Here is a 19,226-nt window from a genome sequence, read left to right on the forward strand (position 1 = left end):
TTAATCTTTCGAACACCTCTGGCGGTGGGTCCACCAGAGGTGTTAACTAATAAGGGGGTGCTCCTAATCTCTGATTAACTAATCTCCAATCTCCAATCTCAATACTTCAGCACAATAAACCCGGTTTTACGTTTTACTTCATTCCCGTCTTTGTACTCAAGCGAGTAAAAATAAGTGCCCGACTGTTGCAATTTCCCGTTGGTGCTGGAGTGCCCGTCGAACGCCTTTGTAGTGTTATCATAGCCCTTTGCCTCGTATACCAAATTTCCGCTGCGGCTCATTATCTGCAGCTTATTATCCGGGAAAGCAGTTATGCCATCTATAATCAGCACATCGCTATTGCCATCGCCATTGGGCGAAACGTTTTGGTGAATGGCTATTTTGTTGTTTATTATTGGGTCAGCACTTGCCTGGTATTGCATTACAAGGTCGGCCGGCGCCCGGGTAACGGTTATTACGTAGCTTTTTTGAGTTATACTATCCTGTGCAGTCACTAAAGTAGTAACTGTATTAGTGCCAATAAGCAAAGGTATTGAGGCCGACGCCGCACCGCTGGCTACCGTAACTCCGTTAACCATTATCGTTGCGGTTGCATCCTGCGCGGTCGGTATTATTTTAATGCTGACCTGGCTGTTGAGCACATTGGTTGTATAATTTTTATAGTCGGGCCCGGTTACAAGGGTAAGCGGCGAAACGGGGCTCAATTTTAAAGTTGTGAGCGCCGCGTTGGTCGAGGCTGCACGGTTTACGGTAACGGTGTAATCTTTGGTATTTGTGCCATCTTGCGATTTAACTTCAACTGTAATAACATTCGGACCAACGCCTAAAGGCTGCGCGCCTGAAGGTGTTCCGGATGTTACCTGCGTTCCGTTTACGGTTACAGTGCCACCGTCGGCAGTTACGGGTGTAAGGGTTATTGAAGTGGTTGCATTTAGCACATCTGCAGTATACCCGGTTGTGGCGCTTGCAAATAATGGCGACAGGGTGCCGCTGCTAAGGGTAACGCCTGCAAGTGCGGCATTTGCCGAAGCAGCCCGGGTAACGGTTATGACGTAAGTTTTGGTGGTTACACCGTCCTGTGCAGTTACTAAGGTAGTAACTGTGTTAGTGCCAACAAGTAAAGGTATTGAGCCCGATGCCGCACCGCTGGCTACCGTAACGCCATTAACCACTATCATTGCGGTTGGGTCCTGCGCAGTTGGTGTTATTTTAATGCTGACCTGGCTGTTGGGCACATTGGTTGTATAATCTTTATAGTCGGGCCCGCTTACTTGGGTAAGTGACGACACCGGGCTCAATTTTAAAGTTGTTAACGCCGCGTTGGTCGAGGCTGCACGGGTTACGGTAATGGTGTAATCCTTGGTAGTTGTGCCATCCTGCGATTTAACTTTAACGGCGATCGCATTGGCGCCAACGGTTAACGCTTGTGCATCAGAAGCAGCTCCGGATGTTACCGGCGTTCCGTTTACGGTTACTGTGCCGCCGTCGGCAGTTGTGGGTGTTAGGGTTATTGAAGTAGTTGCATTTGGTACGTTTACCGTATAGCCGGTTGTCCCAGTTGCAAACAATGGCGACAGGGTGCCGCTGCTAAGGGCAATACCTGTAAGTGCAGCATTTGCCGAAGCAGCCCGGGTTATTGTTATGACGTAAGTTTTGGTGGTTACACCGTCCTGTGCAGTTACTAAGGTAGTAACTGTGTTAGTGCCAACAAGCAAAGGTATTGAGCCCGAGGCCGCGCCGCTGGCTACCGTAACGCCGTTAACCATTATCGTTGCGGTTGGGTCCTGCACAGTTGGTGTTATTTTAATGCTGACCTGGCTGTTGGGCACATTGGTTGTATAATCTTTATAGTCAGGCCCGGTTACAATGGTAAGCGGCGAAACGGGGTTCAATTTTAAAGTTGTGAGTACGGCGTTGGTTGAGGCCGCCCGTGTTACGGTTATAGTATAATCTTTGGTAGTTGTGCCATCCTGCGATTTAACTTTAACGGCGATGACATTGGCACCAACGGTTAAAGCTTGTAAATCAGAAGTAGCTCCGGATGTTACCGGCGTTCCGTTTACGGTTACTGTGCCGCCGTCTGCAGTAACGGGTGTTACAGCTACTGAAGTAGTTGCATTTGGTACACTTGCCGTATAGGCTGTTGTACCGGTTGCAAACAATGGCGACAGCGTGCCGCTGCTAAGGGTAATGCCTGCAAGTGCGGCATTTGCCGAAGCAGCCCGGGTAACGGTTATGACGTAAGCTTTTTGGGTTACACCGTCCTGTGCGGTCACTAAAGTAGTAACCGTATTAATACCGACAAGTAAAGGTGTTGAGCCGGAGGCCGCACCGCTGGCTACCGTAACGCCATTAACCACTATCGTTGCGGTTGGGTCCTGCGCAGTTGGTATTATTTTAACGCTGACCTGGCTGTTGGGCACATTGGTTGTATAATCTTTATAGTCGGGCCCGGTTACAATGGTAAGCGGCGACACGGGGCTCAATTTCAGCGTTGTTAACGATGAGTTGGCTGAAGCAGCGCGGGTTAAGGTTATGGTATATGTTTTTGTTGTAACTCCATCTTGTGCCGTTACTTTTACCACAATTATGTTTTCGCCTATCGAAAGTGCGATTGGGTTCGACGCCGATCCCGAAACTACCGTTACGTCATTCACCTTTAAAGTCGCGTTAGCATCAGTGGTGGTAGGCGTTATGTTTACTGTGGTCGTTGTGTTGGCCACAGATGCGGTATAGGTATCATTTGACCCTGGTTGCAACGTAACAGTGCCTGCGGTAATACCTGTAACCGATGCATTTGCCGATCCCGTTATGATTAGTGAGCCTGCTTGATAACTGATGTTATAATCGGCATCCACAGCACCATTTGCCGCAGTGTTATAACGTGCCGGTGCTGAAAATGCAGTTGCGGACGTACTGAGTGTTGGAAGAGTGTTTAGACTTGCCTGGGTATCGCCGTTCACAAAACCGCTGTAGCTTGCTGTGAATATGGGCAGCAGGTTTCCATAAACGCTTGTTTGATCATCAGCTGTTATCGTTAACGCTGCAGATGTTACCGTAAGGCTGCCGGTCACATAGCTAATAATATAATCTGCATCAGTTGCGCCGCTTGCACTTATGTCATAAGGCCCGGCAGCAACGTGCGATGCAACTGTGGCAATGGTGCTGAGTGTTGCAGGGCTGCTCAAATTTGCTTCCGTATCGCCATTCACAAAACCGCTGTAACTGGCTGTCAGTAAAGGTAAGTTTTCGCCGTAAACTTTGGTTTGGTTATCTGCCGTTACAGTTAATTGGGCAGCAGTAATGGTAAGGTTTCCCTGAACATAACTAATGCTGTAATCTGCATCAGCTGCACCACTTGCTGTTATTGCATAAGGGCTTCCTTCAACATGCGAAGCTGCAGTAGCGCCAGTGCTCAGCACGGGCGTGCTTGTTAAATTTGCTTGCGTATCGCCGTTTACTAAACCTGTATAGCTGGCTGTTAACGTTGGCAGCGCTTCGCCGTAAGCTTTGGTTTGATTGTCTGCTGTAATGGTTAACGGGGCCGTACTAACGGTAAGGCTGCCATCAGTGTAGGTAATATCATAATTTGCATCAACTGCTCCACTGGCTGTAACCGTATAAGGGTTGCCGCTTACATGCGAACCCTGTGTTGCCGAAGTAACTAGTATCGGCAAATTGGTTAGGCTGGCCGGTGTATCGCCATTCACAAATCCTGAATAACTGGCGGTAAGTGTGGGTAGCATCGCTCCGTAAACTTTGGTTTGATTGTCGGCAGTGATGGTTAACGGGGCCTGGTTAACGGTTAATTGTTGTGTAACATTAGCGGCGGCGGTGTGTGCAACATCACCAGCTTGCGAGGCTGTAATATTGGCCGTGCCGGCACCTGTAATATGAATATTGCCGTCCGCTATCGTAGCCACAGCGCTATTGTCGCTGCTGTAGGTAACCGCAATGCTGTTATTGTCGCTGCTTGCACCAGGTGAAAAATCGGTATCGCCATAAGTTTTTGACGACAATGTTTCAAAAGTTAAATGCTGAAGAGGGGGAGTAACTGTAAAAGTTGCCGACGGCCCTGCGGCTACGGCTAAATTGCCGGCATTGTCTGCCGCTGTGCCCGCAGCTAATGAAATACCTAAAGTACCGGTACCTGTTATATTCGAAACGGTTACGGTGCGTGTTGTTCCAGAACCTGTAACGGCTAAAGTGCCTGTTGCCGTACCTGTGGTATTTAAGGTGATGTCGCTTGTGCTCAATGTAGCAGCGTTAAAATCGGCATCGGGGTAAGTCACTGTGTAAGTTACCGGGCCGAAATCTGTACCAACAACTGAGGGGCTGCTAATCGCAATTGACGGTGCCGTATTATCAATGGTATAAGTTTGCCCTGCGTAAGGAAGCGTATTTGTTATGCTGGCTGACAGGTTTGCACCGTTGTCGAAATTTAAAGCCAGTGTACCATCGCCGCTTACACCTGTTAAGGATATGGTATAGCTTAAGCCTGAACCGCTTACTGAACTTACCGTCCCGGCGGCGGTCCCGGTTGCTGTAACCGTAAAATTACTTGCGCTTAAACCTGTAAGTGGCTTTGAGAGCGTTACGGTATAATTAACTGTAGCAGCGTTAACAGGCGATGCTGAGGCCGCGGTTATTGAACTTATGGTTACCGGGTTAAGTACGGTAACACTTGAAGACGATGCTCCGTTATCAGGGATACCTGTACTGCTGTCAGATGTTCCCGGTGGGATAGAAAAACTAAACGAGCCGTTACCGGTAATGCCGCTTAGCGTAACTGTAAAGGATGTGCCTCCACCTTGTAAGTCTATCGAACCAACAGCCGCAGATCCGGTGGTTGAGACATTGATGTCTGATGGACTCAGATTCGCAAAAACATAGCCATTAGGGTCGCCTCCGGAATAATCAACGGAAAACGTAACCGGGCCGGATGCTGTGCTGCTTGCCGAAGGACTCCCTATGGTAACAACTACGGGTGGCGGCGGGGTTACGGTAACCACGTCAGACACGCCTGGAACACCTGCAACATATAAAGGGGTAACGCCAGTGGTATTTGCCCACTGCAACTGCACAGTGCCGCTGGTTCCGCGGTATGTAACATCTACATAGTAATAATAAACATGCTGGTAACTGCCATCACTATATGGTCCGTATGGGCCATAAATGCCGCGTACCGCTGCATTGTTGACTCCTGTTGTAATGGCTGAAAAATTATTGGTATTTAAGCCAGATACAGGGCCGTCAACTGCTACTTCGAATTGCAAATCACCGAATTGAGACTCATCGGGCTGGCTGTTAATATGCACAAATGTTGCTGAATAGGTAACTGTTAATGTACCCGGCACATAACTAATGGAATAATTGTTACCCACGGCCCCGCTTGCGGCAATAGCATACGTACCCGGTGCCGACGTTGACGTAGCTACCGTAGTTACCGACGGCGCTGTTGTTAAACTTGCCTGGGTGTCGCTGTTTACAAAGCCCGAGTAGCCGGCGGTTAAAGTTGGCAAAGCTACGCCGTAAGCTTTTGTTTGGTTATTGGCTGTTATGGTTAAAGGGGCCTGGCTAACAGTTAACTGTTGTATAACATCAGCGGCGGCGGAGTGCGTGGCATCGCCTGCTTGCGAGGCGGTAATATTAGCTGTACCTGCACCAACAATATGTATGTTGCCATTAACAATTGTGGCAACGCTGTTATTGCTGCTGCTGTAAGTTAATGGTACTCCGTTATTATCACTGGTTGCGCCAGGTGCAAAGTTGCCATTCCCGTAAGTTTTTCCCGGCAGGGTATTAAAAGTAATTGTTTGGGCAATGCTTACCGTAACCGGTCCCGAAACCGCGCTTGTAGCGCTTGTACCGTTAGACCCCGTTACTACAACGTAATAATATGTTGTTCCGGCAGTTGAGGTTAGCGGGGTAAACGAATTGGTGATAGTAAATGAACGGGCCGCGCGTGCGCGATCGCCGTCGTGTTTGGTGCCGCAGCCTGAGCCAATATCGCCATTTTTAAACCCAAAACCAGTCGCATTAGTGGCATCGCATTGTGATGAACACCAATAGTAACCGCTGTTTGCGAAGCCACCTATGGCATCCTGGTTGTTATAAAATTTTGTCATTTCATCCTTGCTGGGTAAATACCAGTCGCTAAAGCCGTTTACCGATAAAGCCCGACACGCCTGTGCCGCGTTTGAACCTGCACACGCAGCTATAATTGCATTGGTATTTGCAAGGCCCGTACCAAAAGCGGTAGAAGTTGAGACCGAAGTACCCTGGCAACCCCATTCAAGCCCGTTTCCTACATCTGTTGGCGAAACCACCAGTCCGGCTATTTGACCGGCCTTGTACCCGGGGTCGCCCGAAGCTAAGATATAGCCAATAATACCTCCCGCGGCTGGATAGTTTTGGCCAACCGGGAGCGTTACCGGGGTGCCGCCGCTGTTACTGGCAACACTATTACTATACCACTGGTAAGTTAAACCTACACCGGTAGCGGTAACTGTTAACGCTGTCGACGTACCGTTTAAACCTACTACTTGCGCTACGGATGATGGGTTAACTGTAATTGCCGTACCCGGCGTTGTATTATTATGAATTGCTTTACTGCTTGTGTTATTTTTGCCGCTTGTTTTGAGGTCGGGAATTTTGTTGTTAGTATTTGCATAAAGTGCAGATATACCTAATAAAGTTATCGCAAATGTTAATATTAACAGAGCGAAATTTTTGCGCGATTTAGCTGGTAAATGGTTAACCTGATTGGTTAAAGTAAACCTGGATGAGGCAGGTTTGGAGCAGTAAAGGTTCATATCAAATTTAATTATTAAGGGTGGGAGTGCTTTATTGACAGTACAGCGAACAGTTGAAATTATTGGAATTGTGTAAAGGTTTATTTGGAGTTTTAACCAGGTTTAATTCGCAGAAAAAGCCCGCCGCAAAATGAATCGGCCCGAGAAAACAGGGATGCATGTTATGCTTGCGGTGCAAAAACTACGGGGGATTGTTATTTTCAAGAGCCGTTGATGTTCTCAATTCATTGTAATTAAATTATTACAATTGATAAAAACACTGGAACTCTTAACGTAAACGAAATGACAAGGTTGTGTTTAAATAGCGATTGTTGAAAGATTGACAGACGTTTAAATAAAACAGGGGTTTTGCAGTAAAAATTTGCATTAAAAAAGCCTTACCTGGCTTTTAAACCGGGTAAGGCTTGGCTATTAAATTTATAACTTTAAGTCTCTTCTGCTAATCTTTGATTAACTAATCGATAAGCCTAATACTTCAGCACAATAAACCCGGTTTTACGTTTTACTTCATTCCCGTCTTTGTACTCAAGCGAATAAAAATAAGTACCGGCCTGTTGTAATTTGCCGTTGGTGCTGGAATGGCCGTCGAAAACTTTTGTGCCATTGTCATAGCCTTTGGCCTCATAAACCAGCGCGCCGCTGCGGCTCATTATCTGCAGCTTATTATCCGGGAAAGCAGTTATGCCATCTATAACCAGCACATCGCTATTGCCATCGCCATTTGGCGACACATTTTGGTGCACTGCCAGGTTATTATTAAGAATTTGTTCCGCATTTTTTGCATTTAAGTTTGCCATGCCCGGAGCGGCTTCCCTTGTTACGGTTATAACATAGCTTTCAGTGCTTATGCCATCAGTCGCGGTTACTGTGGTGGTTACTATGTTATCGCCAACGTTAAGCGCAATGGCTTGTGACAAAGCCCCGCTAATTACGACAGACCCGTTTACGGTTATAGTTGCCGCAGGATCCTGCGCGGTTGGTATGATTTTAACGCTAGCCTGGCTGTTGGGTACTGTTGTTGTGTAATCTTTATAGTTGGGGCCGCTCACCTCGGTAAGTGTAGAAACAGGCCTTAATTTTAGCGTAGTTAGCAATGCGCTTGGCGCACGGGTAACCGTTACTGTGTAAGTTTTGGTGACACTGCCATCTTGTGATTTTACCATCACATCTATGGCATTAGGGCCCACCGCCAAAGGCTGCGCTGCCGAAGCAAAACCGGATGTTACCGGTGCGCCGCCTACAGTTACGGTGCCATTCTCAATGGTTACGGGTGTTAACGTAATTGATGCGATGGAATTTGGTAGGCTTGCAGTATAAGTGCTTGTGCCAGTTGCAAATACTGGTGATAATACGCCATTACTGAGCCTTAAACTTGCCAGGCCTGCATTTGGTGATTGTGCACGTGTTACTGTAATTATATAATTTTTAGTAGTATGGCCGTCCTGGGCGGTTACCAAGGTATTAATTACATTGTCGCCTACCAGTAAGGGAACGTTTGCTGAAGTTGCTCCGTTTGCAACGGCAACACCGTTTACTGTGATCGTCGCTGTTGCATCTTGTAGTGTAGGGACAACTTTAATACCGCTTTGAGTGTACGGTACCGATGTAGTATAGTTTTGATAACCAGGGCCACTCACTACCGTAAGTGCCGAAACCGGCCTTACCTTTATCGATGTAAGCAATGCATTGGCTGAGCCTGCGCGGTTTACCGTTATCGTGTAATCTTTAATAGTTGTGCCATCCTGCGATTTAACTTCAACAATAATAACATTGGGGCCAAGAGCTAAAGTCTGCGGGCCAGACTGGGTTCCGGATGTTACCGGCGTTCCGTTTACGGTTACAGTGCCATTATTAGCGGTAGCAGGTGTTACTGTTATTGAAGTAGTTGCATTGGGCACATTTACTGTATACCCGGTTGTATTGGTTACAAAAGCCGGCGACAGTGCGCCACTGCTAAGCGTAACGCCTGCAAGTGCAGCATTTGCTGACGCGGCGCGTGTTATGGTTATGATGTAGGTTTTTGTTGTTACACCATCATTAGCCGTTACTACAGTACTGATTACATTAGTACCGGCATCCAGGGCTATTGCTCCCGAGGGTGTACCGCTGGTTACTGCGGTCCCGTTAACCATTATTGTCGCGGTGGCATCCAGCGCGGTTGGTATTACTTTAACCGTTGCTACGCTATTTGGTACCGAGGTTGTAAAGTTTTTATAACCCGGCCCGCTTACCTGGGTAAGTGGCGAAACCGGGCTCAATTTCAGGGTGGTTAACAAGGCATTTATTGGCCACACTTTAATGTTAACAACGGCAGACACGTTACCGCCCGGGTTATAACCTGTAACAGTGTAGTTTGTAGCCGGGCTGGTTATGGTTGGCGTACCACTGATTGTGCCGGTAGTGCCATCAAATAGCAATCCGGCGGGTAGCATGGGGCTAATAAACAAGCCGCCTGCCGGTGCTACCTTTTTAAGGGTATTATCGTTGGCATCTGAAACATAAAGATTACCGGCACCGTCAAGAGCTATTCCGAATGGTAAGCCCAAACCGCCTGCCGTGCTTACAGGGCCACCACTTACAGGTATGATATCCACTATGCCTAGGGGGGTATCGGTAACATATACATTTCCGGCATTGTCAACTGTAACCCCTTCCGGCGAGTTGAACAACGGACCAATGGTTACGGGCGTGCCTGTGCCTCCAACAAGTTCATACAAAGCACCTGCAAATGCATCTATCACAAACAAGTTGCCTGATGCATCAACAGCAATACCTGTTGGGTTAGTAATATCGGTGGTAAGCAGAACCGGCGAGCCGCTGCCGCCCGGAATTTTGTACACGGCCCCATTGCTGCCACTGCTTTCATCAGCAACATATACGTTTCCGGCTGCATCCACTGCTACGCCAACCGGGTAATCAAATCCTGAACCAATAGTTACCGGTGCTCCTGTGCCGCCAGGTATCTTTTTTATAGAACTATTGCCGGCGTCGGCAACATAAACGTTTCCTGCAGCATCAACGGCCACATTTTGCGGGCCGTCAAATCCCGAACCGATATTAACCGGCGCGCCACCCCCTGCAGGAAGTTTTGTAACGGTGTTAGCGCCGGCATCAGCAACATACACATTGCCCGCTTTATCCGTTGCAGTCCCGGCAATAAAAGTGTAAGGACCCGAGCTAACAACTGTCGGGGCTGCTGTGTATGCTTTAGTGCTGACATTTGCAGATGAGGGTATAAGAGGAACAATAGGAGCTCCAACTGTATAATTATTGGGACCGGTATAGCTCAAAGTTGGCGGCGGCGGTAAATCAACCTCAATGCTGAAGAGTGCGGATACCGCTCCGGCTGAATTATATCCCGTAACAGCATAGTCTTTTGCCGGCGACGCCGAGGTTGGTGTACCCTTAACCGTTCCGGTTTTGCTGTTAAAGGTAAGCCCGGCCGGTAATGGCCTGTTTATATAAAAGCCACCGTTGGGAACAACCTGGCCAACCGTGTTGTTATTTACATCTGCAACATAAATATTGCCCTTCCCATCAACCGATAAGCCTTCGGGGCCGCTGAGGCCGGTGGTACCTAAATTTGTAACAGGAAGCCCGTTGGCTGGTACCCTATAAATTGTGCTGTCGCCCTCGTCAGAAACATATAGGTTGCCTGAGGCATCCACTGCAACCCCGGCTGGGTAGTTGAACGCCCCTACTATATCGGGAATAACGCCACCCTGCTTAAACTTGAGTACGGCGCCAAAACCACCATCAGAGACATAGATGTAGTCAGCATTAGCAGCGATACCGGTTGGAAATGGCAACGCGAAACTGCTGTTAAGCGTTACGGTACTGCCATCAGAAGCTTTTATTTCGTATATGAAACCTGTGGATAAATCTGTTGCATAAACGTTGCCTGCTGCGTCCACGGCTACGCTGCTTGGTGACGTTATCGGATCACCTATGCTGGTAACTGTAACGCCGTCAGGAGCTATTTTTTTAAGGGCACTATTGCCATAATCAGATACATATACAAAGCCTAGGCTGTCTACCGCCACACCAGTGGGGGCGCTAAAACCCGAGCCCCATGGAACCGGGACACCTCCGCCCGCCGGGATCATTTTTACGGCGTTGTTAAGTGAGTCAGCCACAAATACATTGCCCGATTTGTCGACTGCTGTGCCCCGCGGTGCATTAAACCCGGAACCGATAAATGTAGGGGTGCTTAAATAAGATGTTTTCGCAATGTAACTGCTTGTCGGCACCAGTGGTGTAATAGCTGTTCCTGCTGTATAAGTATTTGGAGTATTATAGTTCAAGGTTGGCGGGGGCGGCAATACTACTGCAATATTAACCGTGGCTGGGGCCGCTCCGCCTGCATTATAAGCAAGTACATGGTAATTTGTTGCACTGCTTAAAGCAGCAGGGGTGCCGCTGATGACACCTGTTGTATCATTAAAATTTAATCCTTTAGGCAGGATAGTAGCTAAAAAGTATCCTCCGGACGGTACAATTTCATATAAAATGCCGGCAGCTGCGTCGGTTACGAATAAATTTCCTGATGGATCAACCGCCACTCCCGAAGGAAATAAAAAGGTTGACCCGATATCTACAAAATTACTGCTTTTGCCGTCGCCTTTGTAAACCAGTCCGGTTGTATTCGGGATATCCGCATCAGCCACGTATAAGTTACCTTGAGGGTCGAGCGCGACAGCCGTGGGAAAATTAAAAAAGAATCCAAGATCTTCGGGGCAACCGCAACCAGGACTAACTTTGTATACTGAATTTGCGGCCCCGTCTGAAACATAGATATTTTGGCCGGTTTTATCAACTGCAATACCTGTTAGGGTATCAAAAGTACCGGATAGCGTAACCGTACTGCCATCGCTTGCCAATATTTTATAAACAGCGCCAGCTCCAGCATCGGCAACGTATACATTGCCTGCACCGTCAATTGCCACGGCAACCGGTGACGTAAAACCAGAGCCGATGCTTGTTATTGTGAGGCCATCGGCCGACATTTTCTTGACCGCTCCGTTATCAGCATCCGCCACGTATATAAAACCTGCAGCATCAACCGCAACACCCGATGGGCTGCTAAAACCCGAACCTAGGGTCACCGTTGGGCTGCCATCGGCAGGTACTTTTTTTACCAGGTTGTTGCCTTTGTCGGCCACGTAAATATTGCCCGCAGTGTCTGACGCTATTCCCAGCGGAGCCGAAAATCCGTTGGCTATAAGCTTATATGGCGCATAACCCGGTGTATCAACGCCGGTGGCCGATGGTACTATGGGGTCTATAGCAACGCCTAATGTATCCACATTCGGATTAGTATAGCTAAGTACCGGAACGGGAATAGGGGGGTTAACAGCAATGTGAATGGTATCTGAAACGCTGTTATCGGAGTTATAAGCCGATATAATATAGCTTTTCTCCGCTGTAATAGCTGCGGGCGTGCCGGTGATGACACCTGTTGTATTATTTAAACTTAAGCCTGCAGGCAATGCCGGGCTTATAAAATAGCCCCCCGTCGGGCTAAATTTGTTTATGCCTGCCGAGCCCTGCAAACCAACATATACATTATACATTGCATCAACAGCTACGCCTACAGCGTTAGTCATACCCGAAATTGCCGAAACAGGTGTTCCGCCACCAGGCGGAACCTGGTATATGGTATTAGCGCCCTCATCGTCAATATAAATGTTTCCGCCGCCGTCAACTGCTACGCCTCTGGGGAAGCTAAACCCGGTTGCCAGCTGCACCTGAGGACTGCCGTTTGCAGGTATCTCATACAGGGCCAGGGTAACGAAATCAACCACGTATACATTGCCGGCAGCGTCCACCGTTATGCCGGAGCCATTATTAATTGTCCCATCGTCTATCCTAACTTTATTATTTCCGTCATTTGCCATTTTATATACGCCGCCGCCTATATTGGTTACATAAATATTGCCCAGGGTATCGGCTGCAACACCGAATGGTCGGCTAAAAGTGTTATTGATAACCACCGGCGTACCGTACGTTACCGGAGTGCCGCTTGCCGGTATTTTCCATACGGCTGCCTGGTCGGCAACGTAAACATTTCCTGTTTTATCTACCGCTACGTTCCCGCTTTGGTTTAAAAACCCCGAACCTATCGTGGTGGTGGTGCTGCCGTCGGCAGTTATTTCTTTAACGTTTCCGAAACCTCCGTCCTGGTCATTTACATACATATTACCGGCCGCATCCAGTGTTAAGCCGTTTTGAGAGAAGTTTAACCCGGAACCCAGTACTACAGGACTGGTATACGCCGGTGCAGCTACACCGCTGGCGGATGGCTTTAACAAAATAGTGGTGCCTACATGAAAAGTGTAATTGCTGCTGCTGTAACTAACACTGATGGGTGCGCCTTGTGCAGTATTACCCCTGGCATTTTGATCCGCAGGTTTTTTTGCATTTACAAGTGTGGCTTTATGGTTATGGGCTTCAAAGGTAAAGTTTAACTTGCCCCCGTTTTTCGACGCGGCGAATAACGCGATACCAGTGCACAAAAGGACTACGGTCGCCAGTAAGCCGGGCTTACCAAAGCGACGGTTTGCTGATATTGACTTTTGCAATGAAGGTAAATATGTTCTCATTTTTATTAGGGTGATAATAAGTTGGTTGAATAATATAGGTCCCGAAAAAAGGGGTGATTTTTCAGATTGAAACTGATGATAAATATACTTTTTATTATTGATGTTTAATTTTTTTGTGCCGGGTTACGCAATAATTTTAGATTATGATCGTTTGTCTCCTCTTGTAAAAAAGCCGTTAACAATACGCTAAGGTACCAATCACTTGCGGGCTTTAACAACAATATGGGGTGGACAAATGGTGGACAAATTTGCGTAATAAAACGCCGGAGATTGGTTCCCGGGAGCCTGCCTGGAGCAGGAAATACGTAAATGATGATATTTTAATGAGACGGTGGGGGCTGTATGCAATATAATAACGATCGGCTGACACCATCTGCAATTAATGCAAAAACCGCTTAATTTTTGAATTTAGGCATAAAAACAACCCGACCCTGATAATAATTACGGCCGTTTATTTTCCCCTCCAACCTTTGTAACAAAAAAATTTCATTTAATTTTCATCTTGATAAAATATTATATTTAAGCTTTCGTTTAGTATCTGTAAACCAAAAAAAATTATAAGAAAGCTTATGGATGAAACTTTTACAACGACTTTAAATTTGCTGACTGACAAAGCCATGGTGAACGAGGAATTACAGGAGAATCTGGAAGGCGACGAGTTAATGTTTTATCATTCACTTCGTGCTGATTTGGACCTGCTGAAAAAGAATCCTAAGGTTCAAACAATTCACCACATTCTCGACCATTCGAGGAGCTTACGTTAGCAGTACCGTCTGCCTCACTGGTTCACAGGCCATAGCTGTTTTTTATAAAATGGTCTATGGTTTGTGAACCTTTCTATTTTTTGGTGGTTCATTTGTTCAGTGGTTCATTAGTTCAATTGTTCATTAGTTCATTGGGGCAATGTTCAATATAATAGCCAAACCATATCTTTCGTGAAATAAATAATATTCTTTGGCTTTTGTTATAAATTCAAGACTATTGTATTTGAATTTGCTACGCCATTCCTGCCTGCAAATACCAATGAACTAATGAATAATTGAACCGATGAACCATTGAATCAATGACCAGGAAAGAACGTTATCAGCACTTCGTAGAATATTTTTCAAAGAACCAGCCCGATGCCGAAACCGAGTTGCATTATGGCAATGCGTTCCAGTTGCTGATGGCTGTTATTCTTTCGGCACAATGTACCGATAAACGCATTAACCAGGTAACGCCGGCACTATTTGAACGCTTCCCCACGCCCGAATCGCTTGCTGCTTCAACTGCTGATGAAGTTTTTACTTATATCCGCAGTGTAAGCTATCCTAATAATAAAGCCAAACATTTGGTAGGTATGGCAAAAGTTTTGGTTGAGGTTTTTAAAGGAGAGGTGCCATCGGCAATAGATGATTTGCAGAAGATGCCCGGGGTAGGGCGGAAAACGGCAAACGTTATTTCGTCGGTGGTGTTTGATGCACCGGCTATAGCTGTGGATACGCACGTGTTTAGGGTATCGGCGAGGATTGGGCTCACCAATAAAGCCCGCACTCCCCTGGCAGTTGAAAAGCAACTGGTTGAGTTTTTGCCAAGAGAAACACTGGCCGTGGCACATCACTGGCTTATACTGCACGGCCGTTATATATGCGTGGCACGCACACCCAAGTGCGAGATTTGCCCCATCAGCTGGTTTTGCAAATATTATGAAAGCGCTCATACCGAAACGGCTTTATTGAAGGCGGAAGCTTTGAAGATTAAAAAAGCGAAAGAATTAAAAAAAAGGAACGTATTGAATAAAATTAGCAAAGAGCTGAAGAAGCGGAGTGTTGATAACAATGATTGATTAAGTTGTTTATGTTAGCTAAGTTTATCCTTTGTAACAATGAAAGCTAAGCCAAATCACCCAATAAAAAATAATTACTAAAAATATTAGCATTTATAAAAAATGTTATTTACATTTGTTTCATACAATTTTTAAGATGAGCAGTTCAGATAAATTAAAAGCATTACAGTTAACATTAGATAAACTGGAAAAATCGTACGGAAAAGGTACCATCATGAAACTGGGTGATTCCGTTATTGAGCCAACCGAAGTTATTTCAACAGGTTCTTTGGGTCTTGACATTGCACTTGGTGTTGGCGGTTTGCCAAAAGGCCGTGTGATTGAAATATATGGCCCTGAGTCATCAGGTAAAACTACTCTTGCTATACATGCTATTGCCGAATCCCAAAAAAAAGGAGGTATTGCTGCTTTTATTGATGCTGAACATGCGTTCGACCGCTTTTATGCTAAAAAATTAGGTGTTGACGTAGAGAATCTGCTGATATCACAACCGGACAACGGTGAGCAGGCCCTCGAAATTGCTGACAACCTTATCCGTTCAGGTGCCATTGATATACTGGTTATTGACTCAGTTGCGGCCCTTGTTCCGAAAGCCGAAATTGAAGGCGAGATGGGCGACTCGAAAATGGGCTTGCATGCACGTTTAATGTCGCAGGCATTGCGTAAGCTTACCGGTACCATCAGCAAAACAGGTTGCTGCTGTATTTTCATCAACCAATTGCGCGATAAAATTGGCGTTATGTTTGGTAACCCCGAAACTACTACCGGTGGTAATGCGCTTAAGTTTTATGCATCGGTACGTTTGGACGTTCGCCGTATATCACAGATAAAAGATACTGATGAAGTATCAGGTAACCGTGTTAAGGTAAAAATTGTAAAAAACAAAGTTGCTCCACCGTTCCGTATAGCAGAATTTGATATTATGTTTGGCGAAGGTATTTCCAAAGCCGGCGAAATTATTGACCTGGGTGTTGAGCACAACATCATCAAAAAAGCCGGCTCATGGTTTAGCTATGGCGAAACCCGCCTGGGCCAGGGCCGCGATGCCGTTAAGCAACTGATACTGGATAACCCCGAATTGATGGATGAACTGGAAGGCAAAATAAAGGCGACAGTTACCGGTGACCTTTTGGTGGAGGAATAGTTTTATTTGAGATTTCACCGATTTGAGAAAGTGATTTCACCGATTGCTTCGATATGAAGAAGGCCTTGGCGTTTAGCCGGGGCTTTTTGTTTGGAATTAACGGACTATGCCGATGCAATACCCTTTTTTTAACTAGAAATTGATGCTACTATCAGTACCTGTACTTACTAAAAAATACTACATATGTGGTATTGACCAGGTCGTTTAATCAACGGATTTTTGGAGCCAGATAATAAGCAATGACGCGCCACACAGGCGCCACTTTACAGGCAAGGCATATCGTATTAAAAATAAAGCTTCAGCAATAATTAGGGATTCTGAGGTAAGCCAGGGCTGCTCCAAGTGAAGCGGCCCTTGGCTTTTAAACTAAGATTAACCGCTGATTTATGTGATTTTTCGCAATTGCTTATTTCTTTTAAGGCACTCAAGAGGGCTGCGCCGTTACGTTGATTTCGCTGATTTTGATTGATACTCAATAAGATTTGGAAATCTTAAAATCCCATGAATTCAAAGAATCTTAGTTATAAAGCACATCCCCAGTAATTAACTTTTTATCCATAGTTCCCGGCGCAATCATATAAATACGTATTGCCGGATTACCCCTACGGCGCGTACCGGGTACAGGGGCAGTATAAAAGTATTTAATCTTTATTTTATGATATCCTTTAAACAGGGATAAAGCTCCTTCGTTATCAGCTATTTTATTATCGTCGATAAATAATTGGGTGTCATTATAAGCGGCGGCCGAGAAGTTGTACACGCCATCGGCGGGGATAGAAATATAGCCCTCATAAATTATACCCGATGCGGGTCGCGTTTTTCTAAATTCGCTGGTCTCTAAAGTTTTAGCTATGCCTGCGCTGTCTTTAGGCGCATAATCAAGTTGGTCGGGAGCTGTAAAATTCCCTTTTATTAATGTGAACTTTAACCCCGCGCTGTTACCGGTATAGTTAGCGGCTGCAACCGGCGCCTGGTTATACATAATGGTACTGGTTGGCAGGCTGCGCCGACCCGAAGGTGTTATTACCACGGCTTTGAAAACACGCTTTTCGCCGGCAGGGATATTAAACGTAATTGGCGACTCATATCCCAGGTCGGTATCGACCGGATCGCGGCCGTTAAGCGTATAAACAATCCGCGCGCCGGGTACGACGGTTTTCGGCGCCATAGTGAACTGTGCGCCTATCATCATCGTATCAATAACCTCAAATGCGGTTGGCACACGGTAGTTGTAGTGCATGGCATCAAGCCGTTCAAAATGTTTGGCCAGGCGTACTTCCGAAAAACTTTGGTAGTCCTTATTCTCAGGCTTGCTCCATGCAATCTCCGAAAGCGCGAAAATTCGAGGTAAAATCTGGTACTGTAGTTTAGCCACAGTCGGCACAAATTCGGTCCATAAATTTCCCTGTAGACCCACAATATACTTTCGCTCGTCGGCGGTTAATACCTTTGGGATAGGCTCGTATTTGTAGGTTTCCGAAAATTCAGCATAGCGGCCAAACGATACCGGCTCCAACGGCGATCGGCTTTGGTAATGATCGAAGTACAGACCGGTTGTTTGGGGCGTCATAATTACATTGTGCTTTTGCTGTGCCGCAGCTATGCCGCCTTGCTCGCCTGTCCAGCTCATTACTGTGGCGTTTGGTGCAAGCCCGCCTTCCAGTATCTCATCCCAGCCAATAATGCTGCGACCTTTGGAATTGATGAATTTCTCCATTCGCTGTATAAAATAGCTTTGCAGTTCTTTTTCGTCCTTCAGGTTTAACTGTTTCATCAAAGCCTGGCAAAAAGCCGATTCTTTCCAGGGCTGTTTGTTGGCTTCATCGCCACCTATATGAATGTACTTGCTGGGGAAGAGCGCCATCACTTCAGTAAGCACGTTTTCTAAAAAAGTAAAGGTTTCTTCCGTTGGGCAATACAGCCCGTTTGTGCGCGCAGGATTTTTGACGGAAGTATCAGGTGTGCACATCAGCTCGGGGTAAGCGCGCAGTGCAGCATCCGAATGGGCCGGCATTTCTATTTCGGGCACTATGTTGATATATCTTTCGGCGGCATATTTAACTACATCGCGTATCTCATCCTGGGTATAAAAGCCGGTATAGGGCTGCCCGTCGGGCCAATCGCGATTAGTGCCGAACATGGTTTGCTGGCGGGTACCACCTATCTCGGTTAACTTCGGATATTTTTTTATTTCGATACGCCAGCCCTGCCCGTCCACCAGGTGCCAGTGAAAGTTATTAAGCTTGTAAGCCGCCATTAAATCGATAACTTTTTTTACCTGGGCCACATTAAAAAAATGCCGCGACACATCCAGCATCATACCCCGGTAGCCAAAACGTGGTTCGTCATTTATTACCATGCAGGGCAGGTTGGCTGCTACAGTTTTATCGACAGGGAAAAGCTGTATTAACGTTTGTATTCCATAAAATAAGCCGGCGCCTTTGCCAATGACGGTTATTTTGCGGGGAGTAATGGTTAACTTATATGCTTCGGCAGGCAGTTTATCGGCGCCGCGCGAAGTAAGTATAACCGAAGTGCCGCCGCTTTTTGTCGTTGGGCTATATTTTATCACTTTGTTAGCTAGTCCGCGGTTATTTACTAGAAAATCTTTAAACAGCTCAACGGCTTTATCCTTCGGTTTATCAGCCTTTACAACGGTAAGTTTGCCAAAGGTAAAGGTGCCTGTTGCTTTTACAAGCGAAACCGGCGCAGGGATAAGGCCTTCATAAGGGTCGTTTTGGGCAAGGGCGACATCTACTAAAGAGATAAAAAGGACAAGCGTAAGGGTAAACAGTTTCATTAGTTTCAATTTAATGTGACGTTTATAAGCAAGTGGCGGC

The 19,226-nt window shown here is 46.4% G+C and carries 6 protein-coding genes; 3 read left to right on the forward strand and 3 right to left on the reverse strand.

Features of this window, described 5'->3' with window-relative positions; genetic code table 11:
* Positions 1-98: 98 nt before the first annotated feature.
* Positions 99-6,815 (reverse strand): cadherin-like beta sandwich domain-containing protein, encoded by a 6,717-nt coding sequence (locus Q0R52_RS09315; RefSeq protein WP_295794214.1) that lies wholly within the window; start codon positions 6,813-6,815, stop codon positions 99-101.
* A gap of 467 nt (positions 6,816-7,282) precedes the next feature.
* Positions 7,283-13,417, reverse strand: coding sequence for a cadherin-like beta sandwich domain-containing protein (locus Q0R52_RS09320; RefSeq protein WP_295794216.1), 6,135 nt, complete (start codon positions 13,415-13,417; stop codon positions 7,283-7,285).
* A 599-nt stretch (positions 13,418-14,016) separates the two neighbouring features.
* On the opposite strand from Q0R52_RS09320, the gene Q0R52_RS09325 reads away from it, so the two are divergent.
* The 3 genes from Q0R52_RS09325 (at position 14,017) to recA (ending at position 16,386) form a co-directional block, all read left to right on the forward strand.
* Positions 14,017-14,181 (forward strand): hypothetical protein, encoded by a 165-nt coding sequence (locus Q0R52_RS09325; protein WP_252794200.1) that lies wholly within the window; start codon positions 14,017-14,019, stop codon positions 14,179-14,181.
* A 299-nt stretch (positions 14,182-14,480) separates the two neighbouring features.
* A complete protein-coding gene (nth, locus tag Q0R52_RS09330) occupies positions 14,481-15,242 on the forward strand; it encodes an endonuclease III (RefSeq protein WP_295794220.1) in 762 nt (253 codons plus the stop codon).
* Between the two features lie 136 nt (positions 15,243-15,378).
* On the forward strand, positions 15,379-16,386 hold the full coding sequence (gene recA, locus Q0R52_RS09335; RefSeq protein WP_295794221.1) for a recombinase RecA: 1,008 nt from the start codon (positions 15,379-15,381) through the stop codon (positions 16,384-16,386).
* A gap of 517 nt (positions 16,387-16,903) precedes the next feature.
* On the opposite strand, the gene Q0R52_RS09340 is transcribed toward recA, so the two are convergent.
* The gene (locus Q0R52_RS09340; protein ID WP_295794223.1) at positions 16,904-19,186 is read right to left on the reverse strand and encodes a family 20 glycosylhydrolase; all 2,283 of its coding nucleotides are present in this window, start codon (positions 19,184-19,186) and stop codon (positions 16,904-16,906) included.
* Positions 19,187-19,226: the final 40 nt, after the last annotated feature.

Source organism: Mucilaginibacter sp. (assembly GCF_025359345.1).
In the GTDB taxonomy this organism is placed as follows: Bacteria; Bacteroidota; Bacteroidia; order Sphingobacteriales; family Sphingobacteriaceae; genus Mucilaginibacter.

Excerpts from the sequence above, each read along its gene's own strand:
- Q0R52_RS09340 (WP_295794223.1), bottom strand. The coding sequence starts at position 19,186 with ATGAAACTGTTTACCCTTACGCTTGTCCTTTTTATCTCTTTAGTAGAT.
- nth (WP_295794220.1), top strand. The coding sequence starts at position 14,481 with ATGACCAGGAAAGAACGTTATCAGCACTTCGTAGAATATTTTTCAAAG.
- Q0R52_RS09320 (WP_295794216.1), bottom strand. The coding sequence starts at position 13,417 with ATGAGAACATATTTACCTTCATTGCAAAAGTCAATATCAGCAAACCGT.
- Q0R52_RS09315 (WP_295794214.1), bottom strand. The coding sequence starts at position 6,815 with ATGAACCTTTACTGCTCCAAACCTGCCTCATCCAGGTTTACTTTAACC.
- recA (WP_295794221.1), top strand. The coding sequence starts at position 15,379 with ATGAGCAGTTCAGATAAATTAAAAGCATTACAGTTAACATTAGATAAA.